Origin of the sequence: Microbacterium sp. MMO-113 (genome assembly GCF_037148555.1) — a bacterium.
Classification (GTDB): domain Bacteria; phylum Actinomycetota; class Actinomycetes; order Actinomycetales; family Microbacteriaceae; genus Microbacterium.
Genome location: NZ_JBBCTD010000001.1, coordinates 361,631 through 383,759 on the forward strand (window position 1 = coordinate 361,631; position 22,129 = coordinate 383,759).

At 71.0% G+C, this 22,129-nt stretch carries 16 protein-coding genes and 1 tRNA gene; 10 read left to right on the forward strand and 7 right to left on the reverse strand.

Annotated elements, in window-relative coordinates; all coding sequences use genetic code 11:
- Window positions 1-47 precede the first annotated feature (47 nt).
- Entirely contained in the window at window positions 48-929 is an 882-nt protein-coding gene (gene nudC, locus WFJ36_RS01705) for an NAD(+) diphosphatase (RefSeq protein WP_071328226.1), read from the forward strand.
- Complete coding sequence (locus WFJ36_RS01710) at window positions 926-2,647, forward strand: ATP-dependent helicase (RefSeq protein ID WP_336642521.1); 1,722 nt, start codon at window positions 926-928, stop codon at window positions 2,645-2,647. The genes nudC and WFJ36_RS01710 overlap by 4 nt, the downstream gene beginning before the upstream one ends.
- An 828-nt stretch (window positions 2,648-3,475) precedes the next feature.
- Here WFJ36_RS01710 and WFJ36_RS01715 read toward each other — a convergent pair.
- Window positions 3,476-4,876 (reverse strand): zinc-dependent metalloprotease, encoded by a 1,401-nt coding sequence (locus WFJ36_RS01715; protein ID WP_071328228.1) that lies wholly within the window; start codon window positions 4,874-4,876, stop codon window positions 3,476-3,478.
- 118 nt (window positions 4,877-4,994) lie between these two features.
- On the opposite strand from WFJ36_RS01715, the gene WFJ36_RS01720 reads away from it, so the two are divergent.
- From WFJ36_RS01720 to WFJ36_RS01735, 4 genes are all read left to right on the forward strand, one after another.
- Window positions 4,995-6,086, forward strand: coding sequence for a YlbL family protein (locus WFJ36_RS01720; RefSeq protein WP_336642522.1), 1,092 nt, complete (start codon window positions 4,995-4,997; stop codon window positions 6,084-6,086).
- A 74-nt stretch (window positions 6,087-6,160) separates the two neighbouring features.
- On the forward strand, window positions 6,161-9,067 hold the full coding sequence (locus WFJ36_RS01725; protein WP_071328229.1) for a UPF0182 family membrane protein: 2,907 nt from the start codon (window positions 6,161-6,163) through the stop codon (window positions 9,065-9,067).
- A 225-nt stretch (window positions 9,068-9,292) separates the two neighbouring features.
- A complete protein-coding gene (locus tag WFJ36_RS01730) occupies window positions 9,293-10,183 on the forward strand; it encodes a hypothetical protein (RefSeq protein WP_071328230.1) in 891 nt (296 codons plus the stop codon).
- 263 nt (window positions 10,184-10,446) lie between these two features.
- Window positions 10,447-11,289 carry a universal stress protein gene (locus WFJ36_RS01735; RefSeq protein WP_336642523.1) on the forward strand — a complete coding sequence of 281 codons (843 nt, stop codon included), beginning with the start codon at window positions 10,447-10,449 and terminating at the stop codon, window positions 11,287-11,289.
- Window positions 11,290-11,312: 23 nt separating this feature from the next.
- On the opposite strand, the gene WFJ36_RS01740 is transcribed toward WFJ36_RS01735, so the two are convergent.
- The 4 genes from WFJ36_RS01740 to WFJ36_RS01755 all read right to left on the reverse strand — a co-directional run bounded on the left by WFJ36_RS01740 (window position 11,313) and on the right by WFJ36_RS01755 (window position 14,466).
- Window positions 11,313-12,188 (reverse strand): aminoglycoside phosphotransferase family protein, encoded by an 876-nt coding sequence (locus WFJ36_RS01740; protein ID WP_336642524.1) that lies wholly within the window; start codon window positions 12,186-12,188, stop codon window positions 11,313-11,315.
- Between the two features lie 73 nt (window positions 12,189-12,261).
- Entirely contained in the window at window positions 12,262-12,948 is a 687-nt protein-coding gene (locus WFJ36_RS01745) for a TMEM175 family protein (RefSeq protein WP_336642525.1), read from the reverse strand.
- Window positions 12,949-12,973: 25 nt separating this feature from the next.
- Window positions 12,974-14,134, reverse strand: coding sequence for a glutathione-independent formaldehyde dehydrogenase (locus WFJ36_RS01750; RefSeq protein ID WP_336642526.1), 1,161 nt, complete (start codon window positions 14,132-14,134; stop codon window positions 12,974-12,976).
- Window positions 14,135-14,392: 258 nt separating this feature from the next.
- Window positions 14,393-14,466 (reverse strand) — tRNA-Met (locus WFJ36_RS01755).
- Between the two features lie 78 nt (window positions 14,467-14,544).
- Between WFJ36_RS01755 and WFJ36_RS01760 the strand changes: the two genes are divergently transcribed.
- On the forward strand, window positions 14,545-15,354 hold the full coding sequence (locus WFJ36_RS01760; protein WP_336642527.1) for a carbon-nitrogen hydrolase family protein: 810 nt from the start codon (window positions 14,545-14,547) through the stop codon (window positions 15,352-15,354).
- Window positions 15,355-15,363: 9 nt separating this feature from the next.
- On the opposite strand, the gene WFJ36_RS01765 is transcribed toward WFJ36_RS01760, so the two are convergent.
- Window positions 15,364-16,566, reverse strand: coding sequence for an aminotransferase class I/II-fold pyridoxal phosphate-dependent enzyme (locus WFJ36_RS01765; RefSeq protein ID WP_336642528.1), 1,203 nt, complete (start codon window positions 16,564-16,566; stop codon window positions 15,364-15,366).
- 95 nt (window positions 16,567-16,661) lie between these two features.
- Between WFJ36_RS01765 and WFJ36_RS01770 the strand changes: the two genes are divergently transcribed.
- The 3 genes from WFJ36_RS01770 to WFJ36_RS01780 are packed head-to-tail and all read left to right on the forward strand — an operon-like array spanning window position 16,662 to window position 20,969.
- Window positions 16,662-18,236 (forward strand): S1C family serine protease, encoded by a 1,575-nt coding sequence (locus WFJ36_RS01770; RefSeq protein ID WP_336642529.1) that lies wholly within the window; start codon window positions 16,662-16,664, stop codon window positions 18,234-18,236.
- Window positions 18,237-18,282: 46 nt separating this feature from the next.
- A complete protein-coding gene (locus tag WFJ36_RS01775) occupies window positions 18,283-19,536 on the forward strand; it encodes a CDP-glycerol glycerophosphotransferase family protein (protein ID WP_292788026.1) in 1,254 nt (417 codons plus the stop codon).
- A complete protein-coding gene (locus WFJ36_RS01780; protein WP_336642530.1) occupies window positions 19,533-20,969 on the forward strand; it encodes a CDP-glycerol glycerophosphotransferase family protein in 1,437 nt (478 codons plus the stop codon). Before WFJ36_RS01775 ends, WFJ36_RS01780 begins: the two co-directional genes overlap by 4 nt.
- A 10-nt stretch (window positions 20,970-20,979) precedes the next feature.
- On the opposite strand, the gene WFJ36_RS01785 is transcribed toward WFJ36_RS01780, so the two are convergent.
- Window positions 20,980-22,005, reverse strand: a complete 1,026-nt coding sequence (locus WFJ36_RS01785) for a glycosyltransferase (RefSeq protein ID WP_292788096.1) — start codon at window positions 22,003-22,005, stop codon at window positions 20,980-20,982.
- Window positions 22,006-22,129: the final 124 nt, after the last annotated feature.

Genomic DNA, 22,129 nt, shown 5'->3' on the forward strand with positions numbered 1-22,129 from the left:
GCTCAGGGGCGGTCCCGCCTCCGCCACGCCCGTGAAAGAGGGAGTCGATGAGCATTCCGCGCCCGTTCTTCGACCGCGCCGCCGAACTCCGCGAGGAGGAGGGCGTGATCGAGCGTCTGCGCGACGACGCGGGCTCTCGCGTCGTCGTCGTCCGGGAGGGACGGGTGCGTGTGGCAGCCTCCGCGCTGCTGCGCGTCTCCGCGGACGAGGTCGCGGACGGGACATGGGCGCTGCTCGGCCGGGATGCGGACGGCGGCGCGCTCCTGCTCGCCGCGCTCCCGCCGGAGACCGATGCCCTCGACACCGCGCCGGATGAGATCTGGCTCGGACTCCGCGACCTGGGCGGGCGTCTCGACGCCGGGGAGTCCGAGGTGCTCGTCGCCGCGGTCGCACTGGCCGGCTGGCTCCGCGACGCCCCGTTCTGCCCGACCTGCGGCGGAGGGACGGAGCTGCGCAACGCGGGCTGGTCTCGGCGGTGCCTGGTGTGCGGGCGCGAGCACTTCCCGCGGACCGATCCTGCCGTGATCGTCGCCGTCGAGAGCGCGGACGGCGAGCGGCTGCTGCTCGGTGCCAACGCCAACTGGGGCGGACGCATGTACTCCTGCTTCGCGGGTTTCACCGAGGCGGGCGAGTCCCTCGAGGCCACCGTGCACCGGGAGATCGAGGAGGAGTCCGGTGTGCGCCTCTCGGCGCTGCGCTACATCTCCTCCCAGCCGTGGCCCTTCCCGCGCTCGCTCATGATCGGCTTCCGCGCCGTCGTGGAGGATGAATCGGCGGCCAGGGCCGACGGTGAGGAGATCATCGACGTGCGCTGGTTCACACGGGCGGAGATCGGTTCCGCGCTCGCCGGGGACGGCCCCGTCGGGCTGCCGGGGCCCGCGTCGATCGCGCGCGCTCTCATCGTCGACTGGTTCGAGGATCGCCCGTGAGCGCACTCGATGCCCTCGACGAGCGGCAGCGAGCGGCCGCTTCCGTGCTGCGAGGACCGGTGGCGGTGCTGGCGGGTGCCGGTACGGGCAAGACCAGGGTCATCACCCACCGCATCGCGCACGGGGTGGATACCGGTGCCTACTCTCCGTCGCGCGTGATGGCGGTGACCTTCACCGCGAAGGCTGCCGGCGAGCTCCGCGGTCGCCTCCGTGCCCTGGGGATCGAGGGTGTCGCGGCTCGCACCTTCCATGCCGCCGCTCTCGCGCAGCTCAACTTCTTCTGGCCCACGCTGGCGGGGGCTCCCGCGCCGTCGATCATCGACAACAAGGTGCGTATGCTCGGCCAGGCCGCCGATGCCCTCCGCCTGCGTCCTCGAACGGCGACCCTGCGCGACATCGCGTCGGAGATCGAGTGGCGGAAGGTGTCGATGATCTCGATCGACCGGTACGCCGAGCTCGGACGCCCGGTCAGCGGGGTCGACCCCACGCAGCTCGTGGAGTTGATGCGCGGCTACGAGGCGCTCAAGGACGAGCGTCACCAACTCGACTTCGAGGACGTGCTGCTCGCGTGCGCGGGGATGCTGGAGACCGAGCCGCGCGTCGCAGCGGCCGTCCACGAGCAGTACCGGCACTTCACGGTCGACGAGTTCCAGGACGTGTCGCCGCTGCAGAACCGGCTTCTGGAGCTGTGGCTGGGGGACCGTCACGACATCTGCGTCGTCGGCGACGCCAGCCAGACGATCTACTCCTTCGCCGGAGCCGACCAGCGGTTCCTGCTCGATTTCGAGCGGCGGCATCCGGATGCGACGGTCGTGCGACTGGAGACCAACTATCGGTCGCAGGCTCCTATCCTGACGGCGGCGAACGCGCTGATGCGCGGTCGCCCCGGGGCGTTGGAGCTGATCCCCGCCCGGGAGCAGTTCACCGCCGAGCCGCCGACGATCACGCCCTACGACTCGGAGGCCGAGGAGGCCGCAGGCATCGCGGCCGGTGTCGCCGCCCGCATCGCCGACGGCGCCTCGCCGGCGGAGATCGCCGTGCTGTACCGGGCCCACGCGCAGTCCGCGGTGCTCCAGCAGGCGCTCGCCGCCGAAGGGATCGCCACCTCAGTGCTCGGCGGCACGCGGTTCTTCGCCATGCCGGAGGTGCGTCAAGCGATCCTCGCGCTTCGAGCTGCCGCCGTGGCGCCGACCGAGCATGGATTCCTGCCCGGGGTGCAGCGCGTGCTTCGGGAGCTGGGGCTGACCGAGGAGCCGCCGACCGCCGGGGGAGCGCAGCGCGACGGCTGGGAGGCGCGCCGGGCGATCTTGCGGCTCGCCGAGGAGGCGGGTCCGGAGACGACGCTCCGGTCGTTCAGCGACGAGCTCATGGCCCGTGCCAAGGATCAGCACGAGCCGACCATGCGGACGGTGACCCTCTCGACGCTGCATGCGGCGAAGGGCCTCGAGTGGCCGCATGTCTACCTCGCCGGATGGGCGGAGGGGTCTCTCCCCATCTCGTACGCGACGACGTTCGAGGCCGTCGATGAGGAGCGACGCCTCGCGTACGTCGGGATCACGCGGGCTGCGCGCACGCTCGAGCTCTCGTGGGCGCGATCGGCAGGGCGCGGCGAACGGGCACCGTCCCGGTTCCTGGCGGAGATGGGGACGACGGGTCGCGGCACAGGCATTCTGCGCGAAACCGCACCGAACGCCACACGATCACGCCGTCCGCGCTGATCCGGCCGATGCGCGCCGGATCGGTCGCGGCCAGGAGGTGCGCCGCGACAGCACCCGCCGACGCCACCCTGGCGAGCGTGAGGCGCCCGGGGTCACGGCCCACGAGCTGAGCGTGGATCAGTGGCCAGGCCGGGTCGCGCGCCGTGTCCTCGGCATCCCGGCAGCTCAGACACGGCGTCAGCCCGGGGACCACGAGCGGCCCCACGGTGATCCGCCCCGGCTCGACGGCGATCGGGAGGTGCGGGTGGTCGGCGCGCAGCATCGGGGTGAACTGCACGGCGGCTGCCGCACCGGGGACGAGGACGACGGCGACCACCGTCGAAGCCCGCGCCTCCGCCTCCGCGAGCGGTACCCCTTCGTCGGCGAGCGTCTCGCACAGGCGCCCCGCAGCGCGGGCGTCGGTGAGGCCGAGCGCGGAGACCCGGGCCGTGCGCGGTCGGTCGGGCTCGTCCCTCAGGGCCGGTTCGACGGCGGCCAGCAGCCGTCGGGCCTCAGCCCACGGCGCGCCGGCGCGATGCGCGATGACGTCGAAGGAGCTGAGCCGGAAACCGCCGCGCATGCGGCTGAGGAGCCGTTCGACCCACGGTGCGGACGCCGGCACCCGGATGCCGCCGTCGTCGCCGATCTGGAGGGTCGTCCCGTCACGCCAGAGCAGCGGGAATGCGGGATCGAGACGGGTCAGGGTCGTCGGGGAGAGCGGCACCCCTCGATTCTGCGGAGCCGCACGGGGCCGCAGGCCGGTTCGAGGGATCGGTGGAGAAATCGGCGGGCCGTCCGCGGTCGGGGAGGGAGAGTGACCCGCCGTCCCCGACCACGCATAGTGCTGGCTCAGACCGGGCGGTCACCCTCGGGAGCGTCGTCGTCGCCGCGGTCGTCGGCGCTCTCCGTGGGCGTCTCCCCGGAGAAGTCGTCGCCGTCCAGCAGGCGGGCAAGGGCCTCGTCGAACTCGTCGGCCACCGGCTGCTCGCCGCGCTCAGCGGCCTGAAGGCGGGCGATCAGCGCTGTCGGGTCGTCGATGTCCTCTGCGGTGGGCATGAGGTCCGGGTAGTCCCACAGGGAGTCCCGGGCCTCGACACCGACGGCGTCGGTGACCGCACGCCACATGGCCGAGGCCTCCCGGATGCGCCGCGGTCGGATCTTGAGCCCGACCAGCGCGCCCAGAGCGTCCTCGGCGGGACCGCCGACCGCACGCCGACGCCGCGCCGCCTCGGCGATCCTGCCGCCGTCCGGCAGCCGGGAGGTGGCGTCCGCGGTGACGACGTCGACCCACCCGTCGATCGTCGCGATGAGGTTCTCCAGCCGGGCGAGGGCTTCGCGCTGCGCCTCGGTCTGCGTGGGGAGGAGGGCGCCGCCCTCGATCGCCGCGCGCAGCTCCTCGGGGTTCGAGGGGTCGAGGCGGCTCGCCACATCCTCCAGAGCGTCGACGTCGACCGTGACGCCCCGGGCGAAGTCGGTGATCTGCGCCATCACATGCAGGTGCAGCCACTTGGCGTGCCGGTACAGGCGGGCATACGCGAGCTCGCGCGTCGCCACGTAGAGGGCGATCTGATCCGCGGGGATCTCGAGCCCCTCCCCGAAAGCGGTGAGGTTCTGCGGGATCACGGCGGCCGTTCCCGCCGGCAGCACGGGGATGCCGACATCGCCGCCGGAGACGACCTCGAGGGAGAGGTTGCCGAGCACCTGCCCGAACTGGGCGGCGAAGACCGAGCCGCCGAGGCCCCGCATCAGGCGTCCCGCCCCCTGCACCACGCCGCGCATCTCCTCCGGCACCTGGGTGTCGAGGGCAGCCGTCAGCGCGTCGGCGATGCTGGTGGACACGGGGTCCGCGATCTCCTTCCACACCGGCAGCGTCTTCTCGACCCACTCGCCGCGGGTCATCGCCACCGGCGGGTCCGCGAGCTCGGAGATGGTGGTCGCCTCGCCCAGCCAGAGGCCGGCGAGAGCGAACGAGTCGGCGAGGGAGGACCGCGAGCCGTCTCCGATGCCCTGGCCCTCGCGGTTCGCGATGTGTAGGGCCTGCCGCAGGGAGTTCTCCCATGGGTCGCCGCCGAAGGCGCCCTGAAGCTGCGCCATGATCGTCTGCATCATCGCGGGGTCGAACGTGAAGCCGTCCATTCCCTGGAACGCGTCGCGCAGCGCCTCGGGGTCGATGTCTCCGCCGCCCTGGTTCGAGAGCATCCGTCGCAGGAACTCCTGGAAGTCCTCCGGGTTCGGTTCGTTGTCTGCCATCTCGCTCGCCCTCTCAGCACGTCTGAAGCCGTGGCATCTACGCTAGTCACAGGTTTCAGTGCGCGACCCCGAAGCGGGCAGATCGCTGTACGCCGCTCGCGAACGACGGAGGATTGCTGTGGAACGACCGCGCGCAGGGAAGCTCGGACTCGGTGTCTGGGCATTGGTGGTCGCGCTCGCCGCGCTCGCCGTCCTCACCTTCCTGCCGTCGCCGTATGTGATCCAGCGTCCCGGCCCCGTGTACGACACCCTCGGCACGGCGAAGAACGCCGACGGCGAGCAGGTCCCGCTCATCAGCGTCGAGGGGACCGAGACGTACGAGACGGGCGGGACGCTCGACCTGACGACCGTCCAGGTGGTCGGCAACCGGGAACGGACGCCGAGCTGGTTCGAGCTCGCTCTCGCGTGGATGGACGCGTCTCGGGCCGTCGTGCCGCTGGACGCGGTGTTCCCCGAGGGTGTGACCACCGAGCAGCGGGACGAGCGGAACGCGATGCTCATGGTCGACTCGCAGCACGAGGCGACGGCCGCCGCGCTGAACGAGCTCGGCTACGACACCGGAGCCGAGGTCGTGGTGGTGGACGCTGTCGAAGGATCGCCGGCCGACGGCCTGCTGCAGGCGGATGACGTGATCACCGCGATCGACGGCACGCCCGTCACCTCGGCGACCGCACTCCGCGAAGCCATCCAGGAGGCGGGCGGCGATCCGGTCGCGCTCACGGTGCGCCGCGACGGCGACGAGCAGACCGTCGAGATCACGCCGGAGGAGCAGACGCAGGACGGCACGACGACGTGGCTGATCGGCATCACGTTGCGCACCGACTACGACTTCGAGGTCGACGTCACCATCCAGCTCGACAACGTCGGCGGCCCGAGCGCGGGGATGATGTTCGCCCTCGGGATCATCGACACCCTCACGCCGGGCGAGCTGAACGGCGGCAAGGAGGTCGCGGGTACGGGCACGATCGATGCCGAGGGAACCGTCGGTCCGATCGGCGGCATCCGCCAGAAGCTCTACGGCGCTCGCGACGCCGGCGCGGACTACTTCCTCGCGCCGGAGGCCAACTGCGATGAGGTCGTGGGGCACGTGCCGGACGGCCTGCAGGTCTTCCGCACAGCGACCCTCGACGAATCGCTCGCGGCGCTGGAGGTCATCGCGGAGGACGGCGACGTCGACGCGCTGCCGACCTGCGACGTCCCGACCACCTGAGTCGGCGCGGGTCGTGACCCCGCCGTGACCGGTGTGACAGCCTGCCCACAGCGAGCGGTGCCTAGGATGGAGGGGTGACCTCGACCCCAGCCCAGCCCCCGGCCACGCCTCGAACCTCCCGACGCATCCTCGGAATCTCCCTGGTGATCATCGCCGCGCTCATCGCGGCGTTCTTCGTCTTCGCGTCGCTCTACACCGAATTCCTCTGGTTCGACCAGGTCGGGTTCACCGGCGTGCTCACCACGCAGTGGATCGCGACGGCGGTGATGTTCGTCGTCGGCTTCCTCGGCATGGCCGTGCCGCTGTTCGTCGTCATCCAGCTCGCGTATCGGCTCCGCCCGGTCTACGTCCGGCTGAGCTCGCAGCTCGACCGCTACCAGGAGGTCATCGAGCCGCTGCGCCGCCTCGCGATGTGGGGCATGCCCATCTTCTTCGGCCTCTTCGCGGGGTTCGCGGCGGCCGGCAACTGGAAGACCGTGTGGCTCTGGGCCAACGGCGTCGCCACCGGTGAGGTCGACCCGCAGTTCAAGGTCGACACCGGGTTCTACATGTTCGCGATGCCGTTCTACTCGATCCTTCTGGCGTTCGTCTCGGCGGTCCTGCTGCTGAGCCTTCTCGTCACCGCACTGGTGTCGTACCTATACGGCTCGGTGCGCGTCGGCCAGGGCGAGCTGCGCATCTCGAAGCCGGCCCGCATCCAGCTCGCGGTCATCGCCGGTCTCTACCTGCTCGTGCAGGCGGCGAGCCTGTGGCTGGACCGCTACAAGACCCTCGTGGAGCCGGACGACCGGATCACCGGTGCCGCCTACACGGGCGCCAACGCGACCATCCCCGGCCTCGGCATCCTCGCGATCATCGCCGCCGTCGTCGCCATCCTCTTCTTCATCACGGCCGTCATCGGCCGCTGGCGCTTCCCGCTCGCGGCGACCGCGCTGCTGATCGTGGCCTCGCTCGTCATCGGCATCGGCTACCCGTGGGTGGTCACCACCTTCCAGGTCAAGCCGAACCAGAACGCCTACCAGGCCGAGTACTACCAGCGGAACATCGACGGCACGAAGGAGGCCTACGGCGTCGCCGACCTGGAGACCACGGCCTTCGAGGCCGAGACGGATGCCGAGGCGGGCCAGCTCCGCGCCGATGCCGAGACCACCGCGTCGATCCGCATCATGGACCCGAAGGTCATCCCGCCGACGGTCCGCCAGCTCGAGCAGTACCGCGGCTACTACCAGTTCCAGACGACCATGGACGTCGACCGCTACGAGATCGACGGCGTGAAGCAGGACACGGTCGTCTCCGTCCGTGACCTCGACATGTCGGGTCTGGGCGACGGTGACAACTGGAACAACCGCGTCGCGGTCTACACGCACGGCTACGGCCTCGTCGCCGCGGCAGGCAACCAGCGCACGACCGACGGTGAGCCCGTCTTCCTGGAGCGCGGCATCCCCACCTCGGGCTTCCTGTCCGAGCAGGGCGACTTCGAGCCGCGGGTCTACTTCGGCGAGAACTCCCCGGAGTACTCGATCGTCGGCGCCCCGGAGGGGGCCGACCCGGTCGAGATCGACTACCCGCGCGGCAAGGACGGCTCGAGCGAGACGAAGACGACGTTCTCCGGGAACGGCGGACCGAAGATCGGCGACAGCTTCACCAAGCTGCTCTACGCGCTCAAGTTCCAGTCGGAGCAGATCCTGTTCTCGAACCTCGTCAACGAGGACTCGCAGATCCTGTACGACCGCGACCCGAAGACGCGCGTGCAGAAGGTCGCGCCGTACCTCGAGCTCGACAGCGACCCGTACCCGAGCGTCGTGGACGGCCGCATCGTCTGGATCGTCGACGGCTACACGACGAGCTCGACCTACCCGTATTCGACGAGCGTGAGCCTGTCCGATGCGATCGCCGACTCGAACGTGCCGACGCCGTCGCTCGCGATCGACGACATCAACTACATCCGCAACTCGGTCAAGGCCACCGTCGACGCTTACGACGGCTCGGTCACGCTGTACGCCTGGGATGAGGAGGACCCGATCCTCAAGACCTGGCAGAAGGTCTACCCGTCGACCCTCAAGCCGATCAGCGAGATGTCCGGCGAGCTCATGAGCCACGTCCGGTACCCGACCGACCTGTTCAAGGTGCAGCGCGACATCCTCGGCATCTACCACGTCGACAAGGCCGGCTCGTTCGCCCAGCAGGACAACCGCTGGCAGACGCCGAACGACCCGCGCAGCGACGCGATGCTGCAGCCGCCGTACTACCTGACCATGCAGATGCCGGGCCAGGACGAACCGCGGTTCTCGATGTTCTCCACCTTCATCCCCGCCTCCCAGGGTGCGGGGGGCAGCCGTGACGTGCTGATGGGCTATCTCGCCGTCGACTCGGATGCCGGCGCGGAGAAGGGCGTGAAGGCCGAGGGGTACGGGCAGTTGCGCATGCTCGAGATCGACACCGATACCACGGTGCCCGGCCCCGGTCAGGTGCAGAACACCTACAACTCGGACACGGCCGTGGTCCCGCAGCTCAACCTGCTCCAGCAGGGGGAGTCCGAGGTCATCTACGGCAACCTGCTGACGCTGCCCGTCGGTGGCGGTCTGCTCTATGTCCAGCCGGTCTACGTGCAGTCGTCCGAGGGGACGCAGCTGCCGCGTCTGCAGAAGGTGCTCGTCGCCTTCGGTGACCGGGTGGCCTTCGAGAACACCCTCACCGAGGCGCTGGACACGCTGTTCGGCGGCGACTCCGGCGCGACCGGTGGGGACGACGAGGTCGAACCCACCGATCCGGGTACGACCGATCCCGACACCGGGGAGACGCCGACCACGCCGACCCCGACGGACGAACAGGCCGATGCCCTGGCGAAGGCGCAGCAGGCGCTGCTCGACCGCCAGGCGGCTCTCGCCGAGGGCGACCTGGAGAAGTTCGGCGAGGCGGACAAGCGCCTCACCGCGGCCGTCGAGAAGCTCCTGGAGCTCGAGGCCGCCGCGGGAGAGTGATCCTCCCCACGCACACGAAAGGGCACCCTCACAGGGTGCCCTTTCGCGTTCCCCGGTACCTGTGCGCCGGAAGCCGGTCCGCCGCATCAGGCACTCGCGCGAGATCAGGCGTGACTCTGCCCGGTGGCCTGATGCGGCGCGGGTGCATGGTGGCGAGCGTGTTAGCGTGGGCATGTACCGCACCCGGTGGCGGCCTTCATTTCCTGACTCAGCTGGAGGCCCGCAATGCAACACCCACCCCGCGCTCGATTCTTCCGTCGCGACGACAGAGACCAGCTCACAGACCTGGTCAACGCACACCTCTCGACCGTGATCCCGGGAGCCCGCGTCTCGGTCAACACCGTTCTCAGCGCCCTCGAGCGTCAGCCGGACGAGTACGTCCTCGACCCCTGGGTCACTGAGCGCGCGACCATCGTCGTCGAGCAACGCGAACGTCTCGTCGCGGCGGCGCATCTGCAACGGTTCTCCGGCGACGCCCGCGTGAGCGACGACTATCGCGACGCGGGGCTGATCCAGTTCGCGCTGGCCTTTCCGGACTCCGATGACCCTTCGGCCTTCGATGTGCTCCTGCGCGCGTGCGTGGTCCAGCTCCGGACGTGGCGTGTGGCGGCGGTGTACGCAGAGGGACAGCTCCCGTTCCCGGGAGTCACCGGGGTTCCCGACTCCTGGCCCCACGTGCGCGAAGCCTTCGCGAGGGCGGGGTTCGTGCACGCGGGAACGACCGAGGTCGTGCTGATGGCGACGCCGACCGAGCTCGTGGGAGCGGGAGCCGGAAGCGAGGGGATCACGGTGCGCCGCGAGCTCGGTTCCGGCGGGGTCCGTTTCATCGCACGCACCGACGGTGCCGACACCGGGTACCTCGAACTGGACCTCACGGTCGGTCGCCCCGAGCGCCACCCCGTCGGCCCCGTGCTGGCGGAGGTGTCCGATGAAGACGCCGAGGACCCGATCGTGCGGCGCGTGCTCCTGGCAGAAGCCGGCCGGTGGCTGCTGGTCGGGGGCGTGCACGCCGTCCTCGTCGTCGTCGATGGCGAGGACGCGCAGGAACGGACCCGATGGACAGGATTCCGGGAGGTCACCGAGAACTCCCGGGGTTGGCGGTACGTCGGCGAGTAGTCGCCCCGCGCATTCAGGCACTCGCGCCGCTTCAGGCGACCCCCTGCCCGCGGGGCTGATGCCGCGCGGGTGCCTGGTTTCGCGCGCGGCACGCCAGGACAGGCGGTCTCGCGGCAGCAGGCGGGCGCGCGAGGTCAGGCGACCTCTGGGCAGAAAGCCTGAGCTGGCGCGACTGCCTGAGTAGGCGGAGGGTTTTGTCCGGGACGGACCGTCGCGCCGGGAGGGGGTGGCATGGGAGGGTGGAGGGAAACAGGGAGGGTGTCGTGACTGAGCGCATCGTTGTGGGAGTGGTGGACACGTCGGCGGGACGACGAGCACTGGAGTGGGCGGCGCACCGCGCACGGTCGCGGAAGGCCACGCTGCTCCTCGCGAGCGTCGTCGGGGGAGCGGTCGGCGCCGTCGGAGAGGGCCCCGTGGTGGACGCCGCGATCGCGGCTGCGCGGAGTCTGCTGGAGGAGCACGCGGAGACGCTGAAGGATCGGGGCCTGGACGTCGACCTCGTCGTGCTCCGCGGCGACCCGGTCCGACAGCTCGTCTCGACCACCGCGGGCGCGAACCTCCTCGTGATCGGCAGCGACTTCCGTCCGGATGACGCGGACAGCCCTCGGCGCGGGGCGCACGGACTGCGCATCGTCGCCGACTCGTCCTGCCCTGTCGTGGTGATCCCCGACATCGAGACCGCCGACCGTCGCGGTGTGGTCGTCGGTGTGGACGGGTCGCCGATCTCGGAGGCCGCGGTCGCCTTCGCCGCCGCCGAGGCCGACCGCCTCGGCGAGCCCCTCATCCCGGTGACGGTGTGGACCCCCGTCCCGCTCCCGCGCGGGGCGCGGGCATACCCCGAGCAGTACCTCTCCTCCATGCAGGAGCTGTCGGAGGAGACCCTCGCCGTCGCCCTCGCCGGACTGCGCCAGACGTATCCGGATCTCGAGCTCCAGCCCCGGGTGGAACGCGGCTACCCGTCCGAGTTCATCAACCGTGCGGCCGCCACCGCGAGCCTCGCCGTGGTCGGATCGCACGGACGAGGGCCGGTCGCCCGCTTCCTGCTCGGCTCCATCAGTCATGAGGTCCTCGCGGCCCTCGCGGCGCCCACTGCCGTCGTCCGCTGACCGGCTCGACGGCGTCCGCGGGTCTAGAGCGGGCTGGTCAGCACCTCGTGGAGAACGCGACGGCTGTCGTCGCCACCCGGTCCTGACCCGCCTGCGAGTGTCACCAGGGCCTTCCAGAGCGCCCAGCCGCGAGCCCGTCGCCAGGTCGCGGCATCCAGGTCGACGGCGTCGCGGAACGCGTCGCGCGCGTCGCCGTCGAAGTACGTCCATGCCATGACGAGGTCGCAGGCGGGATCGCCGACGCCGCAGGTGCCGAAGTCGATCATCGCCGACAGGCGGCCGTCGCTGACGAGCAGGTTGCCCACGGCGACATCGCCGTGGAACCAGACCGGCGCGGACTCCCACGCGCTGCCCGTCGCGGCGAGCCAGACGCTCCGGCACAGTTCCGCATCCAGGGTGCCGTCCAGCCGCTGGAGCGCGGCCTGGACCTCGTCGCTGTAGACGCTCGGATGCGAACCGCGGAAGAACGAATGCCGGCCGGCGGCCCGCCCTTCGTGCACGGGGAGAGACCTCAGGACGCGGAGGAGGTCCCCGAGATCCACGGCGAGGCGAACGCGATCGAGTTCCGTGGCGCGGTCCACGGTATCGCCGTCGAGCCACCGGCGGATCGACCACGGCAACGGGTAGCCCCGGCCGGGAGCCCCCAGCGCCACGACGGAGGGAACCGCGACAGGCAGCCTTCCCTCGAGGAACGCGAGCGCTCTGCTCTCCTTGTGCACGGCCGCGGCATAGGGCTCGGCGACGGGAAGCCGCACCGACAACTCGTCGCCCAGCCGGAACGTCCTGTTGTCCCACCCCTGACGCGCCACGGCGCGGACGGGGAGGTGCGCCCAGCGGGGGAACTGCTCCTCGACGAGCTCCGCGACGACGCGCGCATCGATGTCGACCGGTCGGCTCACCCCTCGATACTCGCAGAGGTCGCCTCTCGCTGCGGCTCGACCGGCCTCCGAGCACCGGGATGGGGCGCACGCTCTAACGGCGGGACGAGGAGAACAGCCGGGGCCCCTCGTCGTGACCGTGGCTCGTGAAGCCGTAGAAAGCCGGGAGGAGCAGGAAGACGATCGACGCGACGAGCGGGTGCACCGCGACGCCGAGGACCCCGGCGGCGAGGTACAGGGCGACTCCGATGAGTGCGCGCGGGCGTTCGTGGGCGAAGTAGGAGTCGTCGACGTCTTCGTGCGTGAGGTCGGGGTGACGAGCCAGGTACGAGAAGAAGAGCAGCCACGCGGAGCACAGCAGAGCCCCGACGAGAGCGTAGAGCGCCACGGCGACCCGCTCGTCTGCGAGATTCCCGGTCCTCGCCGTCTCCGCGATCACCGCGGTGGGCCAGGGGACGAGTGCGAGGGTGGCGAGGATGCCGAGGTTGGCCCATTGCAGGCCGCGGTCCATCACCCGGATCCGCGTGAAGGCGGCCTTGTGGTTCAGCCAGATCACCGCGAGATAGACGTACGAGCCGGCATACGCCAGATAGGTCGGCCACTCGTCGAGGAGGGCGGGCAGCAGCTCGCCCTCCTCGGCCCGGGGTGGTCGGAGATCGAGCACGAGCAGCGTGATGACGATGGCGATGATCGCATCACTGAACGCGACCGCGCGGCCGGGATCCGCTCGTCCCGCGGCAGGCGCCGGCGAGCGCCGGTCCCGTCGGCCGTCCGTCCCCATCTTCGTCGCCCTCGCGCCCGTCGGGTCACGCCGCCGTCGAAGTGCGATCCGGGTGCAGCACGACCTTCGTCCAGCCGTCGTCCCGATTGTCGAAGTGCTCGTACGCCTGCGGTGCCTCTTCGAGCGGCAGATCGTGGCTGACCACACGGGAGGGTGTCGCCTTGCCGCCGGCGATGAGGTCGCGCAGTCGTCGGTTGTACTTCTTCACCGGACACTGACCGCTCCCGAGCTTCTGGCCGCGGAACCAGAACTCCCCGAAGTCGAAGGCGAGCTTGCCCTGCTTGGCCAGCTCATCCGTGGCGCCGGGATCCTGCGGGATGAACACGCCGACGACGCCGATCTCGCCCGTGAACCGCACCGACTTCACGAGCCGGTTCAGCGTGAGGGTCGGGTCCTCGGTGCCGCTCGGGTCGTGGGCCTGATAGCCGACGCATTCGCAGCCGTTGTCGGCGCCCAGCCCCATCGTCATCTCGTTGACCGCCTCGACGGGGTCCACCGCCGAGTCGTCGATCGCGATCGCCCCCAGCTCCTCGATCTTGCGCAGGCGGTCGGGATGCCGATCCACGACCATGACCCTTCCGGCCCCCTTGAGGATCGCGGAGTAGGCGGCCATGTAGCCGACGGGGCCCGCGCCGTAGATGACGGTCTGGTCCCCGGGCTTCACGTGGGCGAGCTCCGTGGCGTGATAGCCGGTGGGGAAGATGTCCGCGAGCATCACGTAGTCGTTCTGCTTCTCCTCGGCGTCCTCTCCCAGGCGGAGACAGTTGAAGTCGCCCCACGGCACCCGGAGGAGCTCTGCCTGACCACCGGCCCACGGCCCCATGTCGGCGAAGCCGTAGGCGGCTCCCGCCCACTCCGGGACGGGCTGCGCGGTGAGACAGTAGTTGGTGAACCCCCGCTCGCAGTTCTTGCAGTGCCCGCAGGCGACGTTGAAGGGCAACGCGACGTAGTCGCCGACCTTCACCTTGTCGACGCCCTCGCCGACCTCGATCACCTCGCCGAGGTTCTCATGGCCGAACCATCGGCCGGTCTCGAAACTCGTCCGGCCTTCGTACATGTGCAGGTCCGAGCCGCAGATGTTCGTCGTGGTGATGCGCACGAGCACGTCGGTAGGTCGTTCGATACGGGCATCCGGTACGTCGGTGACGCTGACCGTATGCGGGCCTTCGTACACTACTGCTCTCATGTCCTCTTCCTTTCAGCGATGTGAAACGTCGATGGAGTGGCGCAGTGAGGAGCGCTGGTCAGGCCATGTCGTTTCGGCTCAGTCTGTGAGCCGGGCCATCGTGACTCCGCGGCGGTGCGCGACGGAGGGCCTTCCCAGATCCGGGGCGGGGGAGGACAATGCGGGAACCGCGCGGCGAGAGTGCCGGCCTGCGGTGACGCCGGACATGCGAAAGGCCCTCCGGCCTGGGATCTCTCCCGGCCAGAGGGCCTTCATTTGTTGCGGGGACAGGATTTGAACCTGCGACCTCCGGGTTATGAGCCCGGCGAGCTACCGAACTGCTCCACCCCGCGGCACAAGAGATAACTTATCACGGATCCGGGGAGGCGTCGAATCGAGCGCGGCACCGGCGGGTGCGAGAGGATGGCGTCATGTCTGAGAACACCGCCGTGCCCGTCGCCGTGTGCCAGTTCGCCCCCACCGATTCGCGCGAGCACAACAGGGAGCAGATCGCCGAGCTCGCCGCAGAGGCCGCGCGGCTCGGGGCGAAGCTGATCGTGTTCCCGGAGTACTCGAGCTTCTTCGTCGACCCGATGGACGAGCGCCTGGCGGCGAACGCGGAGCACCTGGACGGCGAGTTCGTGACCGGGCTCATCGGTCTGGCCGCGGAGCTCGCCGTCGTCATCGTCGCGGGCGTCACGGAGAAGGCCTCGGACGAGGGGCGCGTGCGCAACACGGTCGTCGCCGTGCGCGGCGACGGCATCCTCGCGGTCTACCGCAAGCAGCACCTCTACGACGCGTTCGGGCAGACCGAGTCGGACTGGGTGGAGCCGGGAGACATCGGCGAGCCCGCGGTGTTCGAGGTCGGCGGAGTGCGCTTCGGACTGATGACCTGCTACGACCTGCGATTCCCCGAGGTGTCGCGGCTTCTCGCGGTCGCCGGCGCCGAGGCGCTCGTGGTGCCGGCGGAGTGGGTGCGCGGACCGCTCAAGGAGCAGCACTGGACCACCCTGCTCGCGGCGCGGGCCATCGAGAACACGGTGTTCGTGATCGCCGCGGACCACCCGGCGCCGATCGGCGTGGGGCACTCACGCATCGTCGACCCGCAGGGCGTCGTCCGCGCCGGTATCGGCTCCGAGCCGGGAGTGGCCCTCGGTGTGGTCGATGGCGCGGTGATCGCCCGCGTCCGTGCGACGAACCCTTCGCTGCGGGCACGGCGGTACGCCGTGGTCCCACGCTGACCGCTCCCCTCAGGGGTGCAGGCTCGCGAGGCGCGTAGCCGCCTCCTCCAGCACCTCCACGCGCTTGCATGCCGCGAAACGCACGAGCCCCGCGTACGTCGGGCGCCGCGCGGGGGACACGAAGGCGGTGAGCGGGATCGCCACGACACCCGCCCGTTCCGGAAGCGCGCGGCAGAAGGCCGCCGCGTCCGTGCCGCCGAGGGCCGTCGCATCGGCCACCGTGAAGTAGCCGCCCTGCGGTGCGTGGACCGTGAAGCCGGCTGCGCGCAGACCGTCGCCGAGGATGGCGTGCTTGCGGGCGAGCGCGGCGGCGGCATCCGAGAAGAACGCGTCGTCGAGGCGGAGGCCCACCGCCACCGCCGGCTGGAACGGGGCGCCGTTGACGTACGTGAGGTACTGCTTGACGGTCAGGACGGCCGTGATGAGCGCGGCGGGGCCGTGCACCCAGCCGATCTTCCACCCCGTGGTCGAGAAGGTCTTCCCCGCGGACGAGATGGTGAGGGTCCGCTCCGCGGCACCGGGCAGGGTGGCGATCGGGACGTGCGGGGTGTGGAAGGTGAGGTGCTCGTAGACCTCGTCCGTGACGATCACCGCGTCGTGCTGCGCGGCCAGGCGCACCACCTCGCGGCGGACCTCCTCGTCGAAGACGGCTCCGGTGGGGTTGTGCGGGTCGTTGACGAGGATGATCCTGGTCCGGTCAGTGACGGCCTCCGCCAGCTGATCCAGGTCGGGCTGGAAATCGGGCGCCAGCAGGGGCACCGTCCGGAGGCGAGCGCCCGCGAGCGCCACCGCCGCGGCGTACGAGTCGTAGTAGGGCTCGAAGACGACGACCTCGTCCTCCGGCCCGTCGATGAGGGCGAGCAGGGTCGCGGTGAGGGCCTCGGTGGCGCCGGCCGTCACGATGACCTCGGAGTCCGGGTCGATTGCGAGGCCGTAGAAGCGCTGCTGATGCTCCGCGATGGCCAGAAGCAGATCGGGGTACCCGCGCCCGGGCGGGTACTGGTTGAGGCCGTCGGCGATCGCGTCGCGTGCGGCGGTGAGCACCGCCGCCGGGCCGTCCTCATCGGGGAAGCCCTGGCCCAGATTGATCGAGCCGGTTCGGGCCGCCGCGGCGGACATCTCTGCGAAGATGGTGGGCGCGACGGAACCGTCCGCGTCGAGCAGACCGGCACCGGCCGCCGTGCGACGCCATGCGCCGGGGATGACACTCATGAAGAACAGGCTAAGGCCATAGCGGAAACTCAAGCTCGGCATAAGGAACGCACAGGGATGCGGGGCATCCTGGAGGAGCGTTGAAGGAGCACACCATGAACCAGGACAACCCGCAGGACCGCCCGGCACCGGCGTCGGACGACGCTGTGTCCGCCGGACACACCCCCCAGATCCCCCAGACCCCCGAAGCCGCGCCGAGCGCGCCGTCTCCCGCCGCCGACGGCACCCCCGCGACGGGCGCACCGGCTGCCTCCGCCCCGGTCGCCCCGCAGGGCCACCACATGCCGCCGACGTTCGCATCGCACGCCGCCGGTACGCCGACGGTGGCCCCCGTGCCGCACGGGCTGGCCGCGCCCGGTCCGGCCGCCGCCGGCGTCCCCGGCGCTGCATTCGGCGTCCCGGCGCAGGACATCCGCCCGCTCGACGGCACGGTGCCGCCGGCGGAGCCGGCCCCCGCCGCCACGAAGGAGAAATCACGCGGTGGCACCCGCGTCGCGGCGTTCATCGTCGCGGCCGCCCTCGTCGGTGGCGTCGCCGGCTTCGGCGGCGGCGCGCTGCTCACCGGGCTGCAGGACTCGCCGTCCTCCGGGTCGGCGCAGGGACCGCAGACCGTCACGGTGAACAATCCCGGCTCGGTCAACGAGACCACCGCGGTCGCGACCGAGGCTCTTCCCTCTGTCGTGACGATCGAGGTCGCCGGCTCCCAGGAGGCCGGCAGCGGCTCGGGCGTCATCATCAGCAAGGACGGCTACGTCCTCACCAACACGCACGTCGTCACGCTCGGCGGGGCGGCGGCAGACCCGACGATCCGGGTCACGACCTCCGATGGGCGCATCTACGATGCCACCGTGGTCGGCACCGACCCGATCTACGACCTCGCGGTGATCAAGCTCACCGACGCCGAGGGCCTGACTCCGATCGCATTCGCAGACTCGTCGAAGCTGAACGTCGGCGACACCGCCGTAGCCCTCGGCGCCCCGCTGGGCCTGGCGAACTCGGTCACCACCGGCATCGTGAGCGCGCTGAACCGCAGCATCCAGATCGCCTCCTCCGCGCTTCCCGACTCCTCCTCCGAGGACGCCCCGCAGCAGCAGGCGCCGGAGGACGGGCAGAGCGAAGGGCCGTTCCAGTTCGATCTGCCCGGCAACAGCGGGCAGCAGGCCACCGAGTCGATCTCGATCGCCGTGATCCAGACGGACGCCGCGATCAACCATGGCAACTCGGGCGGCGCCCTCGTCAACAGCAAGGGCGAGCTGATCGGCATCAACGTCGCCATCGCGAGCTCGGGCAACTCCGAGGAGTCGGGCTCGATCGGCATCGGCTTCGCCATCCCGTCCAACATCGCCAAGCGCGTCGCGGACGAGATCATCGCCGACGGCGCGGCCACCCACGGCCTGCTGGGCGCATCCGTCCGCGATGCCTCCGGCGTCGAGGGCGCGACCGAGGCCGGTGCGTACATCGCCGAGGTCACCGACGGGGGCGCGGCCGCGGCCGCCGGTCTCCAGGTCGGCGACGTCGTGACGAGCTTCAACGGGGTGCCCATCACGAGCGCGACCGACCTGACCGCGCAGGTGCGTGCGGCGGCGGCCGACAGCAAGGCTGACGTGACCTACGTCCGCAACGGCAAGCAGAGTGAGATCGAGGTGACGCTCGGCACGCTCGCCGGCTGATCCCGACGGTCAGAGAAGGACGCCACCCGCGCGATAGGCTCGCCGGGTGGCGTCCTTCTCTTTCGGCACCGGCAACGCGGCCAAGCTGCTCCGGATCCCGCTGTACGCCCTCGGTCGTCTCGGCACCCTCGTCGTGCCGCGCGGTCGGCGATGGGTCTTCGGCTGCGGTGCCGGCGTCGGCGACGGCGCTCTCGCCCTGCAGCGGTATGCGGCAGGGGAGGGGCATGAGACCCTCTGGCTGACCGGATCGGCGCGCGAAGCGGCCGACGCCGAGGCCCTCGGCCTGCGGACCGTCCCGCGGGGCGGGTTCCGCGGATGGTGGGCGACCGCGCGCGCCGGCGTGCTGATCGTGACGCACGGCCTCGGCGATGTGAACCGCTACGGCAACGGTGGTGCCTTCGTCGTGCAGCTCTGGCACGGTATCCCGCTCAAGCGCATCGGCCTCGACTCGCCGGCCACCACGCAGGTGCCCGCCGTCCCCGGCGCCCCGATCCTCCGGCGCCTCGTCGGGCTGCTGTACCGCGGCGCCGCGCAACGGATCCGCGTGCTGCCCGCCGCCTCGCACCGGGCCAGGGCGCGCCTCGAGTCCGCGTTCGGGCTGAGCGACGGCCGGGTCGTGGTCACGGGGGAGCCGCGCGTCGATGTGCTCTCCCTCGGCACGCCCCAGGAACGCCGCGCGCATGCACGGGCTCTGCTCGCGGAGGCCGTGGGCGCGATCGGCGACGCCCGACGAGTGGTCCTCTACGCGCCGACGTGGCGGGACGGCGCCCCGGACCCCTCGGTGCCGACGGCCGAGGAATGGATGCAGATCATCCGGGTGCTGGAGGAGCACGACGCCGTCCTCCTCGTTCGTTCGCATCCGCTCGGTGACGGCAGCTACACGCCACCGCTGACGACCGAGCGAGTGCGCGCGCTGCCCAGCGCGGTCGTCAGCGACGTCACCCCGGTGCTGGCCGCGGTCGACGTCCTCATCACCGACTACTCCTCGCTCGCCTACGACGTAGGGCTCCTGGACATGCCGGTGGTCTTCCTCGCACCCGATGTGAGGGAGTACGCCCGCACCCGCGGCTTCTACGGGCGCTTCGAGGACGTCGCCGCTTCAGGCGTCGCGACGGGATGGGAAGCGGCGCTCGTCCGGCTGGCGACGCTGCTCGGCGACCCCGCCGCGTTCGACGAGGCTGCCCGACGTTCCGCTACGCTCAGCGCGGAGATGCACGCGTTCCGTGACGGTCAGAACACTCGTCGGGTATACCGGACGATCCGTGCGCGGGGGATCCCTGCGCCGAAGGGAGCAGCATGACGACGGCCCGCATCGATGACACGGCACAGGCGCTGGTCATCGCAGGGACCGGGCAGCGTCCGGAGAGTGCCGAACTCTCCGGACCGCGGGCGCGGGTGGAGGCCCGCGTCACCGGCGGGGGGAAGACCTGGAAGGCGACGTTCGCGCTCCGCGCATCCCGGTGGGGTGGCCCGGAGCTGCCCCTGCCATCAGGTGAGTACGAGCTGCGTATCGGCGGCGCCGATCTGGCGGAGCTGCGTCTCGCGCCGGTCGTGCTCCCGGGGGTGCGGATCGCCGTCGAAGGCGCGCTCGTCCGCATCGCGGCACCCGTCGATCCCGTGTACGACACGGCAGAAGGGCGCTCGACACTCGAGGAGCGCTATGTGGCGCAGACCGGCGGGACGGAGAACGCCGTGTTCTTCGAGAGCTTCTACGGCCGGAGCGTCGGGTGCAACCCCCGCGCCATCGATCGGGAGCTGGCGCGGCGTGCTCCGCAGGTGCGCCGGTACTGGAGCGTCGCCGATCTGTCGGTGGAGGTGCCGGACGGCGCGACAGCGGTCATCGAGGGCAGCCCGGAATGGTGGCGCGCCCGCGGTGCTGCACGACTGCTCATCGTGAACGACTGGCTGCGCCGTCGCTTCGCGCGCAAGCCGGGGCAGAAGGTGCTGCAGACCTGGCACGGCACGCCCCTCAAACGTCTGGCGCTGCACCGCCCGGGGTTCGACCCCCGGCGGATGGCGGCGGTGGTCAAGGAGTCCCGGCGGTGGGACGTGCTGCTGGCGCAGAACACCTACTCCGCGCGCATCCTCCGCAAGGCCTACGCGTTCTTCGGGCGGCCGATCTGGGTCGACGGCTATCCTCGCAACGATGCTCTGCGCACCGGGGATCCGGTCGCCGTGCGCGCGGCGCTCGGCATCGGAGCCGACGAACGCGTGCTGCTCTACGCCCCGACGTGGCGTGACGACCGTGCGGAGATGGTCGACTTCGTCGATCCGGAACTCCTCGCGCGGCAGACGAACGCCGTCGTGCTCGTGCGCGGTCACTCGCGCACGCTGGGGGAGGGCAGGGACCGTGCCGGCGCGCGGGTGATCGACGTGACCGGCTATCCCGAGACGTCGCAGCTCCTGCTCGCCGCCGACGCCCTCGTGACGGACTACTCCTCCGTCATGTTCGACTTCTCGGTGACGGGCAAGCCGATGTACTTCCTCGTGCCCGACCTCGACCACTATCGCGGTCAGCTCCGCGGCTTCTACTTCGATCTCGCGGAACGCGCGCCGGGCCCGCTGGTCCGTACGCAGGACGAGCTCGTGGCCGCGCTGGACGACCAGGGCCACCGGGAACGGTACGCGGAGCGCTATGCCGCGTGGCAGCGGCAGTTCAACGCGCTCGACGACGGCCGGGCCGCGCAGCGGGTGGTCGACCGGATCCTCGACCTCGGATTCGTCACCCCGTAGCCGTCGGTGTTCAGGGCAGGGGAGTGTTCCGCGTGCCGAGCCGCGATGCGTCCACCGTGTCGCCGGCTCCGCGCAGCACGCCGCCGAGGAAGCCGAGGCCCCACGAGAGGTGCATCGTAGGCAGCACGAGGAGCGTCCACAGGCGTTGCCGCACGCCGCCCCCGCCCGGCGCGAGGGCCACGCCGACCACGAGCAGGACGTAGAGCGCGAGCGGGACGTAGACCAGACCCGAGGCGATGAGGGAGACCATGCCGGACACGACCCCGGTGAGCTGCAGGATCCCGAGGACGACGGCGAGCACGACGAACAGCAGGAGCACCGGCGGGGCGAAGTAGCGCAGACCGTTGCGGCGCCCGAAGCGGCGCACCAGCTCTCCTCGCCAGGCCCCGGTCGCGCGGAACTGTCTGGCCAGTCGCAGCCAGCTCTCCCGCGGCCAGTAGGTCACCGACAGCTCGGGATCGAACCACACCCGGTGGCCGGCCTGACGGATGCGCAGATTCAGCTCCCAGTCCTCGCCGCGGCGGATCGACTCGTCGAAGAGACCGACCTCGTCGAGCACCTCCCGCCGCATCACGCCGAGGTAGGCGGATTCCGCCTCGCCCTCGACGCGGCCGCCGTGATACGCGCCGCCGCCCAGGCCGACGGGGGAGTTGTACAACCGGGCGACGGCCTTCTGGAAGGGAGTCCGGCCCTCGGCGTGCATCACGCCGCCGACGTTGGCCGCCCCCGTGCGCTGCAGCGTCTGCAGGGCACGGGCCGCGTAGCCGGGGGCGAGCTCGGAGTGCGCGTCGACCCGGATGACGGTGGGGTAGCGGCTGGCCCGGATCGCGGCGTTGAGTCCGACGGGGATGTGCGCGGCGGGGTTGTCCACGAGGCGTATCCGGTCGTCGGCAGCGGCCAGTCGGCGGGCGAGGGCCGTGGTGCCGTCCGACGACGGTCCCAGCGCGAGGACGAGCTCGGCCGGAACCCCGACCTCCTGAGCGAGCACCGACGCGACCGCGTGCTCCAGGTAGGCGCGTTCGTTGAGCACCGGCATCACGAAGGACACCCCGGTGACGGGGGCGGGGGATCCGTTGGCTGGCACACGTCGATCATGTCACGCCGCTCCTGCCCCGCCCTCCCAGGCAGAGCGCGGTGGTCGCGGCTCAGCGGGGGCCGCG

What these genes read in the sequence shown, in the direction of transcription:
- nudC (WP_071328226.1), top strand. Translation starts at nt 48, where the DNA reads ATGAGCATTCCGCGCCCGTTCTTCGACCGCGCCGCCGAACTCCGCGAG.
- WFJ36_RS01715 (WP_071328228.1), bottom strand. Translation starts at nt 4,876, where the DNA reads ATGGCAGACAACGAACCGAACCCGGAGGACTTCCAGGAGTTCCTGCGA.
- WFJ36_RS01730 (WP_071328230.1), top strand. Translation starts at nt 9,293, where the DNA reads ATGCAACACCCACCCCGCGCTCGATTCTTCCGTCGCGACGACAGAGAC.
- WFJ36_RS01745 (WP_336642525.1), bottom strand. Translation starts at nt 12,948, where the DNA reads ATGGGGACGGACGGCCGACGGGACCGGCGCTCGCCGGCGCCTGCCGCG.
- WFJ36_RS01750 (WP_336642526.1), bottom strand. Translation starts at nt 14,134, where the DNA reads ATGAGAGCAGTAGTGTACGAAGGCCCGCATACGGTCAGCGTCACCGAC.
- WFJ36_RS01760 (WP_336642527.1), top strand. Translation starts at nt 14,545, where the DNA reads ATGTCTGAGAACACCGCCGTGCCCGTCGCCGTGTGCCAGTTCGCCCCC.
- WFJ36_RS01765 (WP_336642528.1), bottom strand. Translation starts at nt 16,566, where the DNA reads ATGAGTGTCATCCCCGGCGCATGGCGTCGCACGGCGGCCGGTGCCGGT.
- WFJ36_RS01770 (WP_336642529.1), top strand. Translation starts at nt 16,662, where the DNA reads ATGAACCAGGACAACCCGCAGGACCGCCCGGCACCGGCGTCGGACGAC.
- WFJ36_RS01780 (WP_336642530.1), top strand. Translation starts at nt 19,533, where the DNA reads ATGACGACGGCCCGCATCGATGACACGGCACAGGCGCTGGTCATCGCA.
- WFJ36_RS01785 (WP_292788096.1), bottom strand. Translation starts at nt 22,005, where the DNA reads ATGCCGGTGCTCAACGAACGCGCCTACCTGGAGCACGCGGTCGCGTCG.